The sequence below is a fragment of the Alsobacter sp. R-9 genome (genome assembly GCF_054612375.1).
This window is the reverse complement of record NZ_JBTSWJ010000005.1, coordinates 177,873-193,314: the sequence shown is the minus strand read 5'-3', so window position 1 is coordinate 193,314 and position 15,442 is coordinate 177,873. Positions and strand designations below refer to the sequence as shown.

The window sequence follows — 15,442 nt, the reverse complement described above, 5'->3', positions numbered from 1 at the left end:
GCCGTCGCGGCGGCCCAGCCACATTTCAGCCGCGCTTGTCACGGAGCGTCCCGGCCCGACGCGCCACCCGCGCCGAAACGGAAAACGAGATGCCGACGATTGCCCTGGTCGACGACGACCGCAACATCCTCACCTCCGTCTCCATCGCCCTGGAGGCGGAAGGATACCGGATCCAGACCTACACCGACGGCGCCTCGGCCCTGGACGGCCTGAAGCAGAACCCGCCCGACCTCGCCATCTTCGACATCAAGATGCCGCGCATGGATGGCATGGAGCTGCTGCGCCGCCTGCGGCAGAAGTCGGACCTGCCGGTGATCTTCCTGACGTCCAAGGACGAGGAGATCGATGAGCTGTTCGGCCTGAAGATGGGCGCCGACGACTTCATCCGGAAGCCGTTCTCCCAGCGCCTGCTGGTGGAGCGCGTCAAGGCCGTGCTGCGTCGGGCCTCCGGCAAGGAGGCCGCCGCCCCCAAGGAAGGCGACGCCAAGGTGCTCGAGCGCGGGCTGCTCAAGATGGACCCGGAGCGCCACACCTGCACCTGGAAGGGCGAGCCGGTGACGCTCACGGTCACGGAGTTTCTCATCCTGCAGGCGCTGGCCATGCGCCCGGGCGTGGTCAAAAGCCGCAACGCGCTCATGGACGCCGCGTATGACGACCAGGTCTATGTGGACGACCGGACCATCGACAGCCACATCAAGCGCCTGCGCAAGAAGTTCAAGGCCGTTGACGACGACTTCGAGATGATCGAGACGCTCTACGGCGTCGGGTATCGCTTCAAGGAAACCTGATCCCGTGACGGCGGGCCGCCGCGGCGGCCGGCGGAGGACATGACGGCGAACGTCGACACCGGAGTCCGGGACACCCGGTCCCCCGCAACGGGACGCCGTTCCTTGGGCGCCCTGTTGCGCCTGCGCGCCCAGCGCCTCGCGCGCCTCTTCAGCCAGCGGGCGGCATCGAGCCTCGTGCGCCGCATCGTGGTGCTGAACCTCGCCGGCCTCGTGGCCCTGCTGGGCGGGTTCCTCTACCTCAACCAGTTCCGCGCCGGCCTCATCGACGCCCGCGTGCAGAGCCTGCTGACGCAGGGCGAGATCATCGCCGGCGCCGTGGCCGCATCCGCCACCGTCGATACCGACCAGATCACCATCGATCCCGACAAGCTGCTGCAGCTGCAGGCCGGAGAGAGCCTCGGACCGGGCGAGGACGGCGGCATCGAGTTCTCGATCAACCCGGAGCGGGTCGCCCCGCTGCTCCGCCGCCTCGTGATGCCGACGCGCACCCGCGCCCGCATCTACGACCGCGACGGCTTCCTGATGATCGATTCGCGCGCCTATTCGGGGCGCCCGGACATCATCTCGCGGCCCCTGCCGCCGCCGGAGGACGACGACAACACGCTGATCGAGCGTACCTGGAGCCAGATGAAGCGCAGTTTCGGCCGTACCGGGCTGCCGCTCAATGACGACGCGTCCACCACCACCGACGGGAAGACGCTGCCGGAGGTGTCGCGGGCGCTGGGCGGGTCCCCGGCGAGCGTCGTGCGCGTCAACTCCGCGGGCGAGACGATCGTGTCGGTCGCCGTGCCGATCCAGCGCTTCCGGGCCGTGCGCGGCGCGCTCCTCCTGTCGACCCAGGGCGGCGACATCGACGGCATCATCGCCTCGGAGCGCATGGCGATCCTGCGCGTCTTCGGCGTCGCCGCCGGCATCATGATCGTGCTGTCGGTGCTGTTCGCCGGGACCATCGCAGGCCCCATCCGCCGCCTCTCCGCGGCGGCCGACCGGGTGCGGCGCGACATCAAGGCGCGCGAGGAGATCCCGGACTTCACCGCGCGGTCGGACGAGATCGGCCACCTCTCGGGTTCGCTGCGCGAGATGACGCAGGCGCTCTACGACCGCATCGAGGCCATCGAGAGCTTCGCCGCCGACGTCGCCCACGAGCTCAAGAACCCCCTGACCTCGCTGCGCAGCGCGGTGGAGACCCTGCCGCTGGCGCGCTCCGACGAGAGCCGAGGCCGGCTCCTCTCCGTCATCCAGCACGACGTGCGCCGTCTCGACCGCCTGATCAGCGACATCTCCGACGCATCGCGCCTCGACGCGGAACTGGTGCGCGCCGATGCCCGGCCCGTCGACATGGCGCTCCTGCTCCAGACGGTGACCGGCGTCGCCAATGAGGTGCGCCGGGACGACGGCGTCAGCATCCGCCTCGACATCGCGCCCTCGCCCATGGGGCGCGCCGCCTTCCGGGTCATGGGGCACGATTCCCGGCTGGGACAGGTGATCAGCAACCTCGTCGAGAACGCGCGGTCTTTCTCGCCCAAAGGTGGCGAGGTCCGCGTCGGACTGCGGCGCATCGGCGACGAGGTGGAGATCCGCGTCGAGGACGACGGACCGGGCATCCCCGCACACGCCTTCGAACGGATCTTCGAGCGCTTCTACACCGACCGTCCCGAGGACCAGGGCTTCGGGCAGAATTCCGGGCTCGGCCTCTCGATCTCGCGCCAGATCGTGGTCGCCCATCACGGCCGCATCTGGGCCGAGAACCGGCAGGGCCCCGACGGGTCGGTCGCCGGGGCGCTGTTCTTCGTCCGGCTGCCGGCTGCGCCGCGGTGACCCGGCCCCCTTCTGCGGTCCATGCGACCTGCGTCCTCGTCGGGGAAGCGGGCATCCTCCTGCGCGGGCCGTCCGGCGCGGGGAAGTCGACGCTGGCGCGCCGCATCGTCGAGGAAGCAGGGCGGCGCGGTCGATTCGCGCGCCTCGTGGCGGACGACCGCGTCCTCCTCGATTGCGCCAATGGTCGCCTGACCGCCCGCCCGCATGCCGCCATCGCTGGCGCCATGGAGGTGCGCGGATCGGGCATCGCGGCCGTGTCGCACGATCCGGCCGCGGTGATCCGGCTCGTCGTGGACGTCGGCGGCGCCGCGCCGCCACGCCTGCCGGACGACGAGCATCGCCGGGTGACGATCGGCGGCCTGCAGCTTCCGCGCGTGGAGGCCCGGGACGACCAGCCGGACCTCGTGCTGCTGGTGCTCGACGCCGCATGGCCGCCGCCGGTGCCCGGCGGAACCGCCGACAGCAGGTCGGCGTTCTGAGGGGTTGCACTTCTGGCTGCGTCGCACAAAATGGGAGTGTGCGCCTCGCTGGCGCGCTGGAGAGTCCTTTCATGATCGGGATGGTGCTCGTGACGCACGGGCGGCTTGCCGTCGAGTTCCGTGCCGCGATGGAGCACGTCGTCGGTCCGCAACGTCAGGTTGAGACCATCACCATCGGTCCCGACGACGACATGGACCAGCGCCGCCGGGACATCCTTGCCGCGGTGGAATCGGTCGATACCGGCGACGGCGTGGTCATCCTCACCGACATGTTTGGCGGCACGCCTTCGAACCTCGCCATTTCCGTCATGAACGGTGGCAAGACCGAGGTGATCGCCGGGATCAACCTGCCGATGCTCATCAAGCTCGCGAGCGTCCGCGGGGAGTGCGACCTCGATCGCGCCGTGGTGCAGGCGCAGGACGCCGGCCGCAAGTACATCAACGTGGCGAGCAGGGTGCTCGCCGGCAAATGAACGATACCGAGCCTTGTCCCCCCGCCGTCGCGCCCGAGGGCGCCGTCGTGCGCGAGCTGACCATCGTCAACCGGAAGGGCCTCCACGCGCGCGCCACGGCGAAGTTCGTGCAGTGCGCCGAGGCGTTCGAATCGCAGATCCAGGTAACCCGCTGCGGCGAGACGGTCGGCGGCACGTCGATCATGGGCATCCTGACGCTCGGCGCCGGGATCGGGACCACGATCACCGTGTCGGCCGTGGGGCCGGATGCCGATCAGGCCGTCGCGGCCCTTGCCGCGCTCGTGGCCAACCGCTTCGGCGAGGACGAGTAGCCGCGCCGCTGCGGTTCCCCACCGAGGGACGGAAACCGCGCACCCGCGACACGGGAACGCGGTCGCCGGTTCAGCTCTTCGGCTTCTGCTTGGGATCCTGCTGCGCCGGCTTCGCGCCGGGCTTCGCGTCCTTCTTGTCCTCGCCGGGGACGAAGACGCCGCGGACGCGCCCGCCAGGCGCTGTCGCGCCGCTCTCCACCACCGCGACACCCGTCTCGGTGTCATAGACGAGCTTCTCGCCCTTGGTGACGTTCTCGCCCTGGCTCAACGCCACGTTGCCGGTGAGGATGATCTTGTTCGACTGGCGGTCGAAGACGCCCTCATTGCCCGTCGCCACCTGGTCCTTGGAGATCACGGTGACGCCGCCCTTCGCCTCGACCCGGCGCAGCGCCGTGCCGCCCTCGCCGTCCGCGGTCGGGCTCGCGGCCGCCTGCCCGGAGGCGGGTTGCCCGGCAGGCGTCTGGTTCTGGCGATCGTAGAACACGATCATCGTGGCGGACTTGATCGTCGTCTCGCCCTGGACCGCAATGACGTTGCCGGAATAGACCGCGCGCTGCTCCTTGCTGAACACCTCCAGCTTGTCCGCGTCGATCTGGATCGGCTCCTTGGAGTTCGACCCGAAGCCGGGCGGGCCGCCGGCCGCCTTCTTCTGCGCCTGCGCAAGGGCCGGGGCCCCCGGCGCGACGGCGGCCAGGATCACGGCCAGCGCGGCGGCGAGGTGGATCGGTCGGATCATGGCGTCTTGTCCTTGCTCGTCGGGGCGCCCGCCGCGGGCTGCATCACGGACCTGACGCGCCCGTGGAACACAATATGCGCACCGCTGTCGTACATGTCGACGCGGGAGGCATCGATCGTGCCGCCGTTGAACTTCACCGTCACGGGATCGGCACTGGTGACGTTGCCGGCCTTGAAGTCGACGTTCGCCGACTTCATCCGCACGTCGTAGCCCTGCTCGGTCCGCACGCGGACGTCGGTGCGCAGGTCGAGCTTCTCGGACGTGCTGTCATAGATGCCATCGACGGCCTCGACGGTCGCCGTGCTGCGGTCCTGCAGCGCGATGCGGGCCTTGAGGTCGCGCAGCTCGATGATGCTCGGCTGCTTGATGTCCTGCGACGCCCACTGCGCCGTCACCTCGTAGGGCCGGTTGTCCTTCTTGAAGCCCGTCAGGCGGGGCAGCTCCATCGTCACGCGGCTGCCGTTGAGGCTCACCGCGCCGATCGACACCCCGTCCGGCAGCGCGCGGAACGGCCCGATGTAAACGATCGTGAACAGCGCGATGACGGTGAGGAGCGAGCCGATCGGGATCGCCTTGCGCAGCAGACGGACACGCCGCGAATGGCGCAGCGCGGCGGCATAGCGGGTGTCCGGCGTCGACGCCGCCACCAGGGCCGAACCGGGGTGCGATGCTGTCAGCGTCATGCGGCGTCCCGTTCCCGTGTTGAGAAGCCCTGCGTTGGATCACCCGTGTGGCGAAGATAAGTCGATGATCGATTGAGGGCTTCTTAAGGTCGGCCGCGGTCCGACCGGATGCCGTCAGCTGTGGGCGAAGATGTCGTCCTCGGGCCAGCCCATCAGGTCGAGCCGCGCCCGCGTCGGCAGGAACGCGAACGCCGCGTCCGCGAGGTCGCGCCGCCCCTCACGCGCGAGAAGCGCGTCGAAAGCCGCCTTCAGGGCGTGCAGGTGCAGCACGTCGGAGGCCGCGTAGGCCATCTGCGCGTCGCTCAGTGTCTCCGCGCCCCAGTCCGACGACTGCTGCTGCTTCGAGATTTCGACGCCGAGCAGTTCGCGCGTGATGTCCTTCAGACCATGCCTGTCGGTATAGGTGCGCACCAGCTTCGAGGCGATCTTGGTGCAGTAGACCGGCGTCGGCATCACGCCGAGGTTGTGAAACAGCACCGCAAGGTCGAAGCGCGCGAAGTGGAACAGCTTCGTCACGGCCGGATCGGCCATCAGGGCCGCGAGGCGCGGCGCCTTCACCGGACCGCGGGGGATCTTCACCAGGTCGGCGCTGCCGTCGCCCCGCGACAGCTGCACGAGGCACAGCCGGTCGCGCAGGGGGTTGAGCCCGAGGGTCTCGGTGTCGACGGCGACGACGGGACCGAGGTCGAGGTCAGCCGGCAGGTCGCCGTGATGCAGGCGGATGGTCATGAGCGGACGCCCCGGCGGAAATCCCCGCCCTGTTCGGTGAAACGATTGGCCGCCGCCCTACCACGAGAGCGCGCCCGCCGACCACCCGAAAATGGCCGGAAGCGCGCCATGCGGTTCGCGGGTCAGGGTTCGAAGGCGAAAATGCGCTTCCAGTCGTCCTTCATGCTCACCACGACCCAGCCGTTCGGGCCGGCCGCGTCGAGCGCCTTGTCAAGACGCCCGACGGGGGACTGGCGGTCGTAGGCGTATTCCCGCACCGCATCCGTGTGCCGGACGATGACCCCGAGGCTGCGACGCCCGGACATGGTGACCCACTGCAGCATCTGCAGGTCGCCATCCGAGTTGCCGAAGGCGGCAATCGGCCTCGCGCCGACGTGAAGGTTGATGGCGACCGGCTTTCCCGGGCCGTCGTCGAAGAAATTCAGCTCGGGCAGGCGAACGAGGACGGGCCGGCCGTCCTTCATCTCGAACCGGGTCCGCACGCTGGACCCGATGACGTCTGCCGCGGCGACGCCATAGACCCGCGGAGTCCATGGGCGCATGAACTCGACCCCTCCGCCCGATACGATCACCGTGCGGAAGCCCTTTCCCTGCAAGTACTGCAGCACTTCGAGCATGGGTCGGTAGGCGAGGTCCGTGTAGGGACGTCCAAAGCGCGGGTGCCGGCTCCTGGCAAGCCAGGACTCCACGAGCCCGGCGAAATCGTCCGTGGTCATGCCCGTGTGCGTGGCCATGACGAGGTCCACCAGGCCTCGCTGTCCCGCAGCGACGACGCCCGCCTCGTCGTTGGCCAGGACGGCGCTGAAGGGCGGACGGTCCTTCCAGTCGGGATTGGCCGGCGCGAGGTCCCGCACGCGGTCGAGAGCGAAGGCGAGCTGAACGTAGAGGGGCTGCTCCGGCCAGAGCGTCCCGTCGTTGTCGAAGACCGCGATCCGCTCGGCCGGGGGCACGAAGTCGGGCGACCCGGCCGTGGTCACGGCGTCGACGAAGGCGACGATGGCCTGCCTTGCCGGCCCTTCGTTCCAGGAGGACAGGACGTCCCGCGCCTGCGCGAACGCCGACCCGGCAAAGAGGGTGAACGCCAGCGCGGCGACGATGGACCTGCCGATGAAACGCATCGATGGCACCCCGACGACGCGGGAGGCTCCCGCATGAGGGACGGGACGAAGCGCCGCGGCCGATGCCGCGGCGCTTCGCCGATGAGAAGGGCTTACTTCGCGCCGGCGCCCGTGACGACGGCTTCCATCACCCGCTCGAGGTTGAAGCTGCCCGGCTTCTGCCGCGGCGGGAAATCGCGGAAGCTCTGCAGCCAGGCGCCGACGAACGCGCCCGCGGGGGCGATCGCGAACATCCGCTCAAGATACCACCGCTGGTAGCCAATGGCGTTCTCCTGCTCGGCCCGCTCGAAGGGGTCCATGCGCAGGTTCGTCAGAGAGGGCGCCCTCAGCACCTCGAAGGGCGCCTGCCAGACCTTCAGGCCCTCTTCCTTCTGCTTGAGGAACGTCACCTTCCAGTTGTCGTAGCGCAGCGCCGCCACCGAACCGTCGTCGGTCCAGTAGATGAACTCGCGGCGGGGCCACGCGCCCTGGCCGCGCAGGGCCGGGCCGAGGTCGTAGCCGTCGAGGTGCACCTTGTAGGTGCGCTCGCCGACCTTCTTGCCCTGCAGGAGCTCGGACTTGACGTTGGGCGCGCCTGCTGCGGCGAGCAGGGTCGGAAGCATGTCCTCGTGGGCGCCGATGCTGTTGACCACCGTGCCGGGCTTGATGACGCCGGGCCAGCGGATCATGGTCGGCACCCGGTAGCCGCCTTCCCAGTTGGTGTTCTTCTCGCCGCGGAACATCGTCGTCCCGCCGTCGGGCCAGGTGAAGGTCTCGGCGCCGTTGTCGGTCGAGTACATCACGATCGTGTTGTCCTCGATGCCGAGCTGCTTCAGCCGGGCGAGCAGCTGCCCGACATGCCCGTCGTGCTCCACCATGCCGTCGGCGTAGATGCCGAGCCCCGTCTTGCCCTCCGACTCCGGCTTGAGGTGGGTGAAGATGTGCATCCGGGTGGAGTTCCACCACAGCATGAATGGCTTGTCGTCCTTGACGGCCTTGTCCATGAACGCCAGGGCGCGGGTGGTGACCTCGTCGTCGACCGTCTCCATCCGCTTGCGGTTGAGGGGGCCGGTGTCGGTGATCGTGCCGCCGGCGAAGCTGTGGATCACGCCGCGCGGCCCGAACCGCTTCTTGAACTCGGGGTCCTTCGGGTAGTCGACGTTCTCCGGCTCCTCCTCGGCGTTGAGATGGTAGAGGTTGCCGAAGAACTCGTCGAAGCCGTGCGCGGTCGGCAGCATCTCGTCGCGGTCGCCAAGATGGTTCTTGCCGAACTGGCCCGTCACGTAGCCGAGCGGCTTGAGCAGCGTGGCGATGGTCGGGTCTTCCGGCTTCATCCCTTCCGGCGCTCCCGGCAGGCCGACCTTGGTGAGGCCGGTCCGGATCGGCGACTGCCCCGTCACGAAGGCCGCGCGGCCGGCCGTGCAGCTCTGCTGCCCGTACCAGTCCGTGAAGATCGCGCCGTCCCGGGCGATGCTGTCGATGTTGGGCGTCTTGTAGCCCATCATGCCCATGTTGTAGGCGCTGACGTTGAACTGGCCGATGTCGTCGCCCCAGATCACGAGGATGTTCGGCTTCTTGGCCGGCTGCTGGGCAGGGGCGGGCGCAGCCATCGCGAGGGCCACGGCCAGGATCGCCGCGCCGGCGCAGCCCCTCCTGAGTGAGATGGTCATGTCAACCTCCGGTGATGCGTGTCGGTGCGAGGGCGCGCGCCCTTGTCGACGGCAAAGCGTCGGCGCTGCATTATGACGGCGAGCCAGCGGCAGATTGGCAAAATCTGCACAATCTGAATACGTGCATGTCGCATATCTGCACCCGGACGAAGAACGGACCCGCACGACGGGGAGTGACGATGGCCCTGTGCGCCTGCTGCAGATGCGTGAACTCGCGGGCCGCGGCCTTCGACGGGGGCGCGGCTTGAGCGACGTTGCACGCGGTCCCGGCCCTTTCCCGGCACGATGGGCCGCCGTCGCGGCCGCGGCAGCGGTGGCACTCGTCGTCGCGATGGTCCTCGCGGTCGCAGCCCCGGCCGGCGGCGGCGGTCCGCCCGCACTCCCCTGGGAGGACATCGGGGTCCGCTCCCCGGCGGCGCCGGCCGACCATGTGGGGTCCCGCGCCTGCGCGAGCTGCCACCAGCCCCAGTTCGACGCGTGGACCTCCTCCCATCACGCCCACGCCATGGCCGCGGCCACGCCGCGCAGCGTTCTCGGCGACTTCTCCGGCGTCACCGCCGAGATGGCCGGCAGCCGCGGGCGGTTCTATCGCGACGGCGAGGCCTTCGTCGTGGAAACGGAAGGCCGCGACGGAAAGCCGGCGGCCTTCACGGTGTCCCACACCTTCGGCCTCGAACCGCTGCAGCAGTACCTCGTCACCTTCCCGGACGGCCGCGTGCAGGCACTGCCCTGGGCCTGGGACACGCGTCCGCGCGAGTCCGGCGGGCAGCGCTGGTTTCACGTCTATGGCGACGAGGCGGTCCCGCCGTCGGACAGCCGGCACTGGACCCGCTACCAGCAGACCTGGAACCACATGTGCGCCGAGTGCCACTCGACGGCGGTGTCGAAGGGCTACGATGCCGGGGCGAACACCTACCAGACCACGTGGTCGGAGGTCAGCGTCGGCTGCGAGGCGTGCCACGGCGCGGGACGTGCTCACGTCGCTTGGGCCGAGGCGGGGGCGGATCCGAAGCAGGCCGGCAAGGGGTTCGCCGCGGCCCTGACGCGCCTCGCGCCGGATCGCTGGTCGATCGATCCCGCCACGGGCTCGCCCCGTCCGGTGGCGGCGTCGCCGCGCCGCGACGAGGTGGAGACGTGCGGTCGCTGCCACGCGCGGCGGGGGCAGGTGTGGGCGCCCTGGGTGCCGGGCCGCCCGCTGGCCGACACCCACCTGCCGGTGCTGCTGGAGCCGGACCTCTTCGAGGACGATGGACAGATGAAGGACGAGGTCTTCAACGACCATTCCTTCCGCCAGAGCCTGATGTTCGCCCGGGGCGTGTCCTGCGGGGACTGCCACGATCCGCACTCGGGCCGGTTGCGCGCGGCGGGTGCGGCGGTCTGCAGCCAGTGCCACGAGCAGCAGCGGTTCGCGAGCCGGGAGCACACCGGGCACGCGCCTGCGGCGGGCGCGCCCGACTGCGTGTCCTGCCACATGCCCGCGCGCACCTACATGGTGGTCGACCGCCGGCACGATCACTCCTTCCGGGTTCCGCGGCCCGACCTGTCGGTGACGCTGGGCACCCCCAATGCCTGCAACGACTGCCACCAGGACAAGCCGCCGGCCTGGGCCGCCGCGGCCGTCGAGCGCTGGCACGGGCCGAACCGGAAGGGCCACCAGACCTACGCGGCGGCCTTCCACGCCGCGCGCCTGCAGGACCCTGCGGCCGTCAGGAGTCTCGCCGCCGTGGCGAGGGACGCCGCGACGCCGGCGGTGGCCCGCGCCACTGCGGTGGCGGGCCTCGCGGCGTGGCCCACGGCCGACGGCGAGGCCGCGGCCGTGTCCGCGCTGGCCGATCCCGACCCGCTGGTGCGGGTCGCGGCCGTGCGGTCGCAGGAAGGGCAGCCGCTCGACGTCCGCTGGCGGCGGCTCGGGCCGCTCGCGAACGACCCCGTGCGGATCGTTCGCCTCGCCGCTGCCGCGGCACTGGCCGACCAGCGGCCGGAGACGCTCGGTCCCGCAGAGCGCGAAGCCCTGCTCCGGGCCTTCGGCGAGCTCGAGGCCTCGTTCCGGCTCGACTCCGACAGGCCCGAGGCCCGTGCCGGGCTGGCCAGCTTCCTCGCGCGGCGCGGCCGGACGGCAGAGGCCGAGGCGGAGCTGCTCGCCGCCCTGCGCCTCGAGCCCTCGGCGGTCGCGGTGTCGGTCAACCTCGCCGACCTTTACCAGCGCAGTGGCCGCGAGGCCGCCGCGGAGCAGGTGCTCCGCGCCGCCGTTTCGGTCTCGCCGGAAGCGGCCGCCCCGCGTCACGCCCTCGGCCTCTCGCTGGTGCGCTCGCGGCGATCGTCCGAGGCGATGGAGCACCTCGCCGCGGCCGCGCGCCTCGACCCGGGCAACGCCCGCTTCGCCTATGTCTATGGGGTGGCGCTGCAATCGGCGGGGCAACGGGCGCGCGCAGCGGAGGTCTGGAACGACGCCCTCCGGCGCCACCCGTCGGACGTCTCGATCCTCGCCGCGCTCCTCCAGCAGGCGCTGCAGGGCAACGACCTCGCCGCGGCCGCGCCCCTCGCAGCGCGGCTGTCGTCCCTGCGCCCGGACGATCCGGAGCTCGCGCGCCTCGCGGCTCGCCTGCGCGGAGCGCGCTAGCCCTCGGCTACTGCTCGTTACGGAGTTTCAGCAGGACGTCCCGGTTGCGGATGAGGACCCTTCGGTATCCGACCTCGACGGCCCCGGCCTCGACCAGCTGGGCCAGGACCTGCCGGAGCGTCGTCCGCGTCACCCCGATGAGTTTCGCGAGATCCTCCTGGGTGATGGCGGCATGTCCCGGCCTTTCGGCCAGCCGCAGGAGGCACCGGCACACGCGGGCCCGCACGGTCAGGGCCAGCGCCTCCGAGAGCGCCATGATGGCCATGCGGACGTTCTTGGAGCTGAGGCGGTAGAAGGCCTGCCAGTCCTCGGGCAGGACCGCGAGGTGCGACCGGATGGCGTGGGAGGGCAGGTGCAGGACGCGGCTGTGCTCCGCCGCCATGACGCTGACGAGGCGCGGTTCATCCGCAAGCTCCGCGTTGTCGCCGATCCAGAAGCCGATCTCGGCCCTGTAGATCATCACCGGCTCCTCGGCGACCAGCGGAAACGTCAGCTCGAGGCTGCCGCTCGCCAGCCCGTAGAGGCCGTCGGCGGGATCCCCCGCCTGGAACAGGAACTGCCCGGCGTCGAACTCCCGCCAGCGCGCCGCCTCCGCGACCCACGTCCGGAAGGACTCCGACTGCTCGGCGAGCCACCCGACCCTGTCCAGGGGATCGAGCCTGGTGCGGAGGTGCTGGATGGACACGGACGGTCTCCGGACCCTGACACACGTGCGGCTTGCTGCGCATGGCCAGCTGCAGCGCAGCCATTATCGGGGAACGGACCGAGACGGGATAGTCCTTTCGTGATTGCGGCAGATCCGGCGAACCTTCATGGCGAGAACCCTCCCCCATGGAACTGGCCTCGCGAGCGCTGGTTCGAGCCGGCCCTGACGCCTGCGCGCCCAAACCGCCGCCCCTCGTGCTCGTCCATCTCGGCGGCCCGGAGAGGCACTTCCCTTCGCAGTTCTCCGGCGGCCAGCGCCAGCGCTTGGGGAGCGTGCCGGACTGCGCACTCTTTCGGCGATAAAGTTCGCCGGGCCTGAGGCCGCCATAAGCGCGTCTGAAGGCTGAAGTGGAGCCGGCGTGTGGACCCAAATGCGGGACTTCCCGGGGTCGAAAGCCGAAGCTCTTGGACTACGAATAAAAAACCTGCGGATTGGTGCCCAGGAGAGGACTCGAACCTCCACGACTTGCGTCACTGGTACCTGAAACCAGCGCGTCTACCAATTCCGCCACCTGGGCGCGGTGGGGTTCTTACGGGGCGTCGAGGGGCCTGTCAACGGCATCGCTCCGGGCCCGGAAGGAAATGACGCATTGAGCGTGATCGAAATTCGCGCGGCCCTGCGACCGAACTCCCACTTGCCGCGTTATAGGGGCCGCCCCACCATCTCGGTGACGCCCCCGGAGTGTTCCATGCGGCAGCGCAGCGACGGCCTCTTTTCCCGCAATCCCGCCCTGCGGCTGGTGGTGTCGCACAGCCTCCTGGGCTCGCTGTTCGGACTTCTGTTCGCGGTCGTGCTCGTGGCCGTCGACGCCCACGGGATCGGATCGCTGCTGTGGCGCTCGGAGAGCGGTTTCGTCGCGTTCGTGCTGCTCGCCGGGGGGTTCATGATCACTTTCGGCAGCCTCGTCGCCGGCAGCGCCATCATGCTTCTGCCGCATGACGAGGACGGCCCCGGCGGGGGCGGCGGGCGGCGCGGCCGCGACGGACTCGTGCGGGTGCCGGTGCGCAGCCGGCGCGACCGCTGACCGGCGTCAGGGGCGCGGCGGCATCGACTTTTCGGCCTCTGTACAGCACGCACGCCATTGACTAAGAGCCTCCGGGGGATCTCCGGAGGCTTTCGACCATGACCCACGCGTCCAACCAGCTCGTGACGGTGTTCGGCGGCTCCGGGTTCGTCGGCCGGCATCTCGTGCGGGCGCTGGCGAAGCGCGGCTATCGGATCCGGGTCGCCGTGCGCCGGCCGGATCTCGCGCAGTTCCTCCAGCCCATCGGCAATGTCGGCCAGATCCACGCCGTGCAGGCGAACCTGCGCTATCCCGCGTCGTTGGCGCGCGCCGTGGACGGTGCCGACGCCGTGGTCAACCTCGTCGGCATCCTGGCCGAGGAGGGCAAGCAGACCTTCGAGGCGGTCCAGGCAGACGGCGCCCGCGCCGTCGCGGAGGCCGCCGCCGCGGCCGGCGTCACCCGCTTCGTCCAGATGTCGGCCATCGGCGCCGACGCGGCCTCCGACAGCGCCTACGCCCGCAGCAAGGCGGCCGGCGAGGCTGCGGCGCTCGCTGCCATCCCCGGCGCCGTCGTCACGCGTCCCTCCATCGTGTTCGGGCCGGAGGACGGGTTCTTCAACCGGTTCGCCACGCTCGCCCGCATCTCCCCGGTGATCCCGCTCGTCGGCGGCGGCGAGACGCGGTTCCAGCCCGTGTTCGTCGGCGACGTCGCCGAGGCGATCGCGCAGGCGATCGACGGCAAGGCGAAGGCCGGCGCCGTGTACGAGCTCGGCGGTCCAGAGGTGAAGAGCTTCCGCGAACTCGTCGAATACGTCCTCGCCGTCACCGGGCGCCGGCGCATCCTGGCTCCGCTGCCCTTCGGCGTGGCGCGCCTGCAGGCCGGCGTCCTCGAGTTCGTGAAGTATGCGAGCTTCGGCCTTCTGCCCGAGGAGTTCCTGCTGACGCGCGACCAGGTCAACCTGCTCGCCCGCGACAACGTCGTGTCGGAGACCGCCGTCGCCGAGGGGCGCACGCTCGCCGGGCTGGGGATCCAGCCGGAGGCGATCGCCGCAATCGTGCCGAGCTACCTCTCCCGCTATCGCCGCATGGGCCAGTTCGACCGCAGCCCGGCCTGACGACCGTCAGGCCGTTGGCCTGGCGTCCTGCCAGGCCAGCCGCTTGTGCACGCGCACCATCAGCGCCGTGCCGAACAGCGGCGTGAGCAGGTTCACCACCGGAACGAGCACCAGCGCCGCGATGAGGGCGCCCGCGAGCAGGATGCTCGCGCCGTTGCGCTGCCGCAGCGCCGCCACCTCCCCGCGGGGACGGAAGCGGCCGGCCGCCAGCGTGAAGTACTCGCGCCCGAGCAGCACGGTGTTGGCGAGGAAGAACGCCAGCAGGTTGATCCCGGGCACCAGCAGCAGCATCAGCGCGACGAGGTTCACGCCGAGGCTGAGCGCCGCGAACTTCGCGGATTCGATCATGGCCGGGCCGAGCGGCAGGGCGGTGCCGGGCGGGTCCTGCGGGAACGACTCGCGCTCGACGAGATCGGCCACGTCGTCGAGGAAGAATCCGGCCACCAGCATCGACACCGGCGGGATGAGGAAGGCGAGCGCTACGACGAGCCCGAACCCTGCCAGCAGCGCCGCATAGGCGTCGAGCCAGGGGTAGCTGTCGACGAGGTGGTTGCCCGTCAGCCACCAGTTGAGAAGCCGGGTGAGCGCCAGCCAGACGAGCGCCAGCAGCGCGAGCGTGAGCCCCAGCGACTTCCACAGCACCTTGCGGAAGGGCGGTGACAGGATCTGAGCCAGGGCGGCGATGGCGTCGACGACGATCATCCGGTCACTCCCCCGCGAGCACGGCGGCGATGTCGGGATCCTCGAGCCCGTGCAGCCGTGCGGCCGCCAGCATCCCGAAGCGGGTCAGCAACGCCTTTCGCGTTGCTGCCGGGAGCCGCTGCTCGGGCGCCTCGGCCAGCATCTCGGCCCCGTAGGAGTCTGCGAGGATGAGGCCGGCGTCCTCCGGCATGATCTCCGGAGGCACGCTCTCGGGGATGGCGAAGAACAACCGGTCGCAGAAGGCACGGTAGTCCTGCCACTTCCGGTCGGTACGGAAGTCCTGCACGCTCGACTTGATCTCGACGATCCAGACGGTGCCGTCGGCGCCGACCGCCAGGATGTCTGCCCGCCGCCCCGAGGCCAGCGTCACCTCGGTGAGCGAGGCGAGGCCGAGCCCTGCGAGCAGCCGACGCGTGCCGCGCGCGACCGCGAGCGAGGTGTCCGACTGGCGGCCGTCCTGCCGCGCGGGCGCGGCCTCCCCGATGCCGACGATCACGCGCTCCACGACGATC

At 70.4% G+C, this 15,442-nt stretch carries 16 protein-coding genes and 1 tRNA gene; 8 read left to right on the top strand and 9 right to left on the bottom strand.

Going from position 1 to position 15,442, the window contains the following annotated elements; genetic code table 11:
• Positions 1–89 precede the first annotated feature (89 nt).
• The 5 genes from ACX9GQ_RS10510 (at position 90) to ACX9GQ_RS10490 (ending at position 3,869) form a co-directional block, all read left to right on the top strand.
• Positions 90–788, top strand: a complete 699-nt coding sequence (locus ACX9GQ_RS10510; RefSeq protein ID WP_459629479.1) for a response regulator — start codon at positions 90–92, stop codon at positions 786–788.
• 39 nt (positions 789–827) lie between these two features.
• Positions 828–2,606 (top strand): stimulus-sensing domain-containing protein, encoded by a 1,779-nt coding sequence (locus ACX9GQ_RS10505; protein ID WP_459629478.1) that lies wholly within the window; start codon positions 828–830, stop codon positions 2,604–2,606.
• Positions 2,603–3,085 (top strand): HPr kinase/phosphorylase, encoded by a 483-nt coding sequence (locus tag ACX9GQ_RS10500; protein ID WP_459629477.1) that lies wholly within the window; start codon positions 2,603–2,605, stop codon positions 3,083–3,085. The genes ACX9GQ_RS10505 and ACX9GQ_RS10500 overlap by 4 nt, the downstream gene beginning before the upstream one ends.
• A 71-nt stretch (positions 3,086–3,156) precedes the next feature.
• Positions 3,157–3,558, top strand: a complete 402-nt coding sequence (locus tag ACX9GQ_RS10495) for a PTS sugar transporter subunit IIA (RefSeq protein WP_459629476.1) — start codon at positions 3,157–3,159, stop codon at positions 3,556–3,558.
• Positions 3,555–3,869 (top strand): HPr family phosphocarrier protein, encoded by a 315-nt coding sequence (locus tag ACX9GQ_RS10490; protein ID WP_459629475.1) that lies wholly within the window; start codon positions 3,555–3,557, stop codon positions 3,867–3,869. The genes ACX9GQ_RS10495 and ACX9GQ_RS10490 overlap by 4 nt, the downstream gene beginning before the upstream one ends.
• 70 nt (positions 3,870–3,939) lie before the next feature.
• Here the strand turns inward: ACX9GQ_RS10490 and lptA are convergent, their stop codons facing one another.
• The 5 genes from lptA to ACX9GQ_RS10465 form a co-directional block, all read right to left on the bottom strand.
• Positions 3,940–4,605 (bottom strand): lipopolysaccharide transport periplasmic protein LptA, encoded by a 666-nt coding sequence (lptA, locus tag ACX9GQ_RS10485; RefSeq protein WP_459629474.1) that lies wholly within the window; start codon positions 4,603–4,605, stop codon positions 3,940–3,942.
• The gene (lptC, locus tag ACX9GQ_RS10480) at positions 4,602–5,288 is read right to left on the bottom strand and encodes an LPS export ABC transporter periplasmic protein LptC (RefSeq protein WP_459629473.1); all 687 of its coding nucleotides are present in this window, start codon (positions 5,286–5,288) and stop codon (positions 4,602–4,604) included. Before lptC ends, lptA begins: the two co-directional genes overlap by 4 nt.
• A 114-nt stretch (positions 5,289–5,402) precedes the next feature.
• The gene (locus ACX9GQ_RS10475; RefSeq protein WP_459629472.1) at positions 5,403–6,017 is read right to left on the bottom strand and encodes a ribonuclease D; all 615 of its coding nucleotides are present in this window, start codon (positions 6,015–6,017) and stop codon (positions 5,403–5,405) included.
• A gap of 122 nt (positions 6,018–6,139) precedes the next feature.
• A complete protein-coding gene (locus ACX9GQ_RS10470) occupies positions 6,140–7,135 on the bottom strand; it encodes an HAD family hydrolase (protein ID WP_459629471.1) in 996 nt (331 codons plus the stop codon).
• Positions 7,136–7,227: 92 nt separating this feature from the next.
• Positions 7,228–8,784 carry an arylsulfatase gene (locus tag ACX9GQ_RS10465; RefSeq protein ID WP_459629470.1) on the bottom strand — a complete coding sequence of 519 codons (1,557 nt, stop codon included), beginning with the start codon at positions 8,782–8,784 and terminating at the stop codon, positions 7,228–7,230.
• A 244-nt stretch (positions 8,785–9,028) separates the two neighbouring features.
• Between ACX9GQ_RS10465 and ACX9GQ_RS10460 the strand changes: the two genes are divergently transcribed.
• On the top strand, positions 9,029–11,404 hold the full coding sequence (locus ACX9GQ_RS10460) for a cytochrome c3 family protein (RefSeq protein ID WP_459629469.1): 2,376 nt from the start codon (positions 9,029–9,031) through the stop codon (positions 11,402–11,404).
• A gap of 7 nt (positions 11,405–11,411) precedes the next feature.
• Here ACX9GQ_RS10460 and ACX9GQ_RS10455 read toward each other — a convergent pair whose 3' ends face one another.
• Together ACX9GQ_RS10455 and ACX9GQ_RS10450 are read right to left on the bottom strand one after the other, a co-directional pair.
• Positions 11,412–12,089: a Crp/Fnr family transcriptional regulator gene (locus ACX9GQ_RS10455; protein ID WP_459629468.1), complete on the bottom strand. Its 678-nt coding sequence runs from the start codon at positions 12,087–12,089 to the stop codon at positions 11,412–11,414.
• 453 nt (positions 12,090–12,542) lie between these two features.
• A tRNA-Leu gene (locus tag ACX9GQ_RS10450) sits at positions 12,543–12,627 on the bottom strand.
• Between the two features lie 171 nt (positions 12,628–12,798).
• Between ACX9GQ_RS10450 and ACX9GQ_RS10445 the strand changes: the two genes are divergently transcribed.
• The gene (locus tag ACX9GQ_RS10445) at positions 12,799–13,134 is read left to right on the top strand and encodes a hypothetical protein (protein WP_459629467.1); all 336 of its coding nucleotides are present in this window, start codon (positions 12,799–12,801) and stop codon (positions 13,132–13,134) included.
• Between the two features lie 98 nt (positions 13,135–13,232).
• Positions 13,233–14,228, top strand: coding sequence for a complex I NDUFA9 subunit family protein (locus ACX9GQ_RS10440; RefSeq protein ID WP_459629466.1), 996 nt, complete (start codon positions 13,233–13,235; stop codon positions 14,226–14,228).
• A 6-nt stretch (positions 14,229–14,234) separates the two neighbouring features.
• On the opposite strand, the gene ACX9GQ_RS10435 is transcribed toward ACX9GQ_RS10440, so the two are convergent.
• Together ACX9GQ_RS10435 and ACX9GQ_RS10430 are read right to left on the bottom strand one after the other, a co-directional pair.
• Complete coding sequence (locus ACX9GQ_RS10435; RefSeq protein ID WP_459629465.1) at positions 14,235–14,930, bottom strand: sulfate transporter family protein; 696 nt, start codon at positions 14,928–14,930, stop codon at positions 14,235–14,237.
• Positions 14,931–14,934: 4 nt separating this feature from the next.
• Entirely contained in the window at positions 14,935–15,441 is a 507-nt protein-coding gene (locus ACX9GQ_RS10430) for an MmcB family DNA repair protein (RefSeq protein WP_459629595.1), read from the bottom strand.
• Position 15,442: the final 1 nt, after the last annotated feature.